The sequence below is a fragment of the Sphingobium sp. genome, from assembly GCF_049304695.1.
Classification (GTDB): Bacteria; Pseudomonadota; Alphaproteobacteria; order Sphingomonadales; family Sphingomonadaceae; genus Sphingobium.
In genome coordinates this window covers 1-3901 of the sequence record NZ_JBAQOK010000031.1, presented here as the reverse complement: position 1 = coordinate 3901, position 3901 = coordinate 1, and the positions used below count along the sequence as shown (strand labels likewise).

Annotated in this window: 3 protein-coding genes; 2 read left to right on the top strand and 1 reads right to left on the bottom strand. The window is 59.8% G+C overall.

The window, feature by feature from the left end:
- Positions 1-1750, bottom strand: a 1750-nt coding sequence (locus WA070_RS04325) for an efflux RND transporter permease subunit (protein ID WP_422632927.1), incomplete at its 3' end; no start/stop codon positions are given.
- 244 nt (positions 1751-1994) lie between these two features.
- Here WA070_RS04325 and WA070_RS04320 point away from each other — a divergent pair.
- Together WA070_RS04320 and WA070_RS04315 are read left to right on the top strand one after the other, a co-directional pair.
- The gene (locus tag WA070_RS04320; protein WP_422632926.1) at positions 1995-3287 is read left to right on the top strand and encodes an NAD(P)/FAD-dependent oxidoreductase; all 1293 of its coding nucleotides are present in this window, start codon (positions 1995-1997) and stop codon (positions 3285-3287) included.
- 6 nt (positions 3288-3293) lie between these two features.
- On the top strand, positions 3294-3901 hold a 608-nt coding region (locus tag WA070_RS04315), incomplete at its 3' end, for a hypothetical protein (RefSeq protein ID WP_422632925.1).

Sequence of the window (3901 nt, the reverse complement as noted above, 5' to 3'; positions counted from 1 at the left end):
GTTCGATCCGCGTCCCCGCAGGCGTCCGCACATGCAGGGCGATCTGACCGGAATCCACCGCCGGGAAGAAGTCCCGACCGAGCAACGGCACCAGCGCCAGCGACAGAAGCATGACGCCTAGAAAGACCATGGCAAAGCCGCGGCGAACATCCAGCACGCGGCGCAGCAACTGGCCATAACGGGCGCGCATCCGTTCGAACCGCTGGTCGAATGCGCGCTGAAAACGAACAAATATATTGCGCGTCGGGCGGGTCTTTGCTCCTTCATCATGCGGGCGCAGCAGGAACATCGCCATAGTCGGCACCAGCGTGCGGGCGAGCACGAAGGACGTGAGCAAGGCGAATATCACCGCCAGCGCCAGCGGCACGAACAGGAACCCCGCAATGCCAGGCAGAAAGAACATCGGCACGAACACGATGCAGATGCTCAGCAGCGCGACCAGCGCAGGTTTCACGATTTGCGCCGCGCCATCCATGATGGCGGCGATCACGCCCTTGCCATGTTCCAGATGCCAGTTCATGTTTTCGATAGTCACGGTGGCGTCGTCCACCAGAATGCCGATGGCCAGCACCAACCCGCTCAGCGTCATCAGGTTAAGCGTGTGGCCCACCGCGCCCAGACCGGCAATGGAACCCAGGATCGCCAGCGGAATGGCCGTGACGATGATGATGGTCGATCGCCACGATCCAAGGAACAGCAGGATCATGAGCGACGTCAGCAGCGCAGCGAGAGCGCCTTCGGTCACCACCGACGAAACCGCCGCTTTGACCAGTTCTGACTGGTCACCTATTGCCGTCACTTTCAGCGTATCGGGCAGGCCTGCCAGCGCCTGCGGCAGGCGCCGCTTGATCCCGTCGACAATGGCGAGTGTGGATGCGCTACCGCTTTTAAGCACGGTCATCAAAGCGGATCGCTGCCCATCCACATGGACCACGTTGATCTGCGGTGCGGACCCGTCTCGCACCTGTGCGATATCGCGCATCAGGATGGTGGCGCCGTCCACCACCTTCACCGGCAGATTGTTCAGTTGCTCGACCGATGCCGGGGCGTTGTTCAAGCGGACATTATACTGCAGGTCGCCGATCTTGGCGAAGCCAACCGGGCTGATTTGCGTCTGCGCGGTCAGCGCGTTCGCTACGTCTTGCGCAGAAAGGCCACGCGCCTGCAACGCGGCCGGATCAACATCGATCTGCATCTGGCGCTGCTTCCCGCCAGAAGGGAATGGCATGGCTACCCCGGGCACCGTGACCAATAGTGGACGGACTTGGTTCAATCCCAGATCGAATAGCTGCTGTTCGCTCAAGCCCTTTCCCGACAAGGCCAGTTGCAGGATGGGCACGGTCGAGGCGTCGTAATTGACGATCATGGGCGGGGTGATGCCCGGCGGCAGCTGACGCAGGATGGTTTGCGAAATGGAGGTGACCTGTGCCGTAGCCGTGCGGATGTCGACGCCCGGTTGGAAATAGATCTTCACCACTGCGACCCCGTTCAGGGACTGGCTTTCGATCCTCTCGATATCGTTGACCGCATTTGTCAGCACGCGTTCGTAAGGCGTGACGATGCGCCCGGCCATGTCCTGCGGCGAAAGGCCGGTATAGGTCCATGCCGTCGCAATCACCGGCACGCCGATGCGCGGGAAGATGTCCACCGGCATCCGCAGGATAGACAATACCCCAATGCCGAAGATCATCACGGCCATCACGATAAAAGTCAGCGGTTTCGTCAGCGCGGTGCGCACTAGCGCGATCATCGTTCGCCGCGCCCTGATGAATTGGTCATGGTTGTGAGCCTCCCGTCGGGGAGGTCAAAAGCGGCACTACCTTAAGGCAGGCTTATGTCAGGACGATAATTTTGCTGCTGCGCAGCGCGGATCTCGCCGCATCGGCGAGTGGTAAGGATGCCTTAAGCTGCACGGCTATCATGCAGGGCTGCAACGCGCGCGCGATATTCGTTGTGCTAACGTATCGCCACCCGCGCCAGCCAAGGAGATTGCTATGCCACACTATGATGGTCGCCCCCATGTCCTCATTCTTGGCGGAAATTTTGCGGGGCTGGCCTGCGCGCAAAAAGTGCGACAATATTTGGGAGGCAAGGCGCGCATCACCGTAATCGATCGCAAAAGCTATCTGCTGTTCATTCCCAACATCCCGGCTGACGTGTTCGAAGATCGCAACCCAGCGCTGCACCAGCGGATGGATCTGGTGCCCATTCTGGCAAAGGATGACATCGATTTTATCCATGGGGAAGTCACTGCTGTCGACATTGCAGCGCGCAATGTAACCTTCAGGCCCGCAGAACGGGGTGGCGCCGAAGATCATGTCGAACATTATGATTATGTCATCTTCGCACTGGGTGCCCGGCTTGCTTATGACCGGATCGAGGGTTTCGCCGAGCATGGCCACACTGTCAGCGACCTGTATCACGGGGAAAAGCTGCGCCGCTATCTCAACACCCGCTACGCGGGCGGCCCGATCGCGATCGGATCGGCAAGGTTCCACCAAGGGGACGGAGCGGACGGTCTGGAACCCTATCCCGGCGGATCGATCCCGCGGGCGCTTGCCGCCTGTGAAGGGCCTCCCGTCGAGGTCATGATGTCGATGGCGACCTGGCTCAAGGATCGGAAACTTGGCGGCCCCGAAAACGTCACTGTCTTTACGCCAGCCCCCATGATCGCGGAAGACGCAGGCGAGGATGTCGTCAAACAACTCCTGACACTCGCGACCAAGATGGGCTTCAACTACTGGAACAACACGCAGGACATCACGCGACTGACGGCCGACGCCATCGAGTTTGCCGATGGCCGCACGTTGCCGGCAGAGGTGAAGATCATTTTCCCCGACTGGGTAGCACACGACTTTGTCAAAGGCCTGCCTGTCAGCGATTCCGAAGGGTTCATCAAAACCGACCTGCTGATGCGCAACCCTGACCACCCCGAAGTGTTCGCCTGTGGCGATTGCGCCGCTGTTACGGTGCCCAAATTGGGCGCCATCGGACATCAGCAATCAGACATCATCGGGCTTCAACTTGGCAAGATTTTCGGCACCGTGGACGCGGAAAAGGCTGACGTTCCGCTGAAGCCCGAGGTGCTGTGCATCGGCGATATGGGCGATGGGAAGGCGTTCTGGATACATTCCAACAGCTGGTTCGGCGGTGACCGCCAAATACTGAAGATGGGGCGCGTGCCCTATTTCCTGAAAATGCGATATCGCGACATGTTCTTTGCCGCAGATGGCAAAGTGCCCGCATGGGGACTGGATGCCGCAGCGCTGATCGCGGAAGGGGTTTGAGCCGCCATGACAAACTTGACCATTCTGCAACTCAATGATCTGCACGGCTATGTGGAGCCCCATTCCGAACTGCGGCGCGATGCGCATGGCGATTTCCAGTTCGCGCAGATGGGTGGACTGGCGCGAATCAAGACTCTGTTCGACCAGGCACGGCAGGAAAATCCCGGTGGAGTGATCGCGCTGGATAATGGCGACACGTTCCACGGCACGCATTTCGCCGTGCAGGATCGGGCACGGGCGATGGTGCCACTGATCAACGCGCTGGGCTTCGACGCGATGACGCTACACTGGGAGTTTGCCTACGGCCCGGAACGTGTGGCTGAGATATCGAGCGAGCTGGCCCACCCTATGCTCGCTGCAAATATCTTCTGCGAAGACAGTAGCGAATTGTTTATGCCGCCCTCGACCATCATCGAACGCAACGGGGTGCGGGTAGGCATTGTCGGCCTCGCCTGCCCGATTGTGGACAAGACGATGCCGCCATCTTTCAGCAAGGGGCTTCGCTTTGTCACGGGCAATGCCGAACTGCCCGGACATATTGAACGGCTGCGGCAGGATGCCGATCTGATTGTGGTCCTGTCCCACCTCGGTTTTCCGCAGGATGTGCAACTGGC

Bases quoted from the DNA above. Each gene is read 5' to 3' on its own strand.
- WA070_RS04320 (WP_422632926.1), top strand. From the start codon at position 1,995: ATGCCACACTATGATGGTCGCCCCCATGTCCTCATTCTTGGCGGAAAT.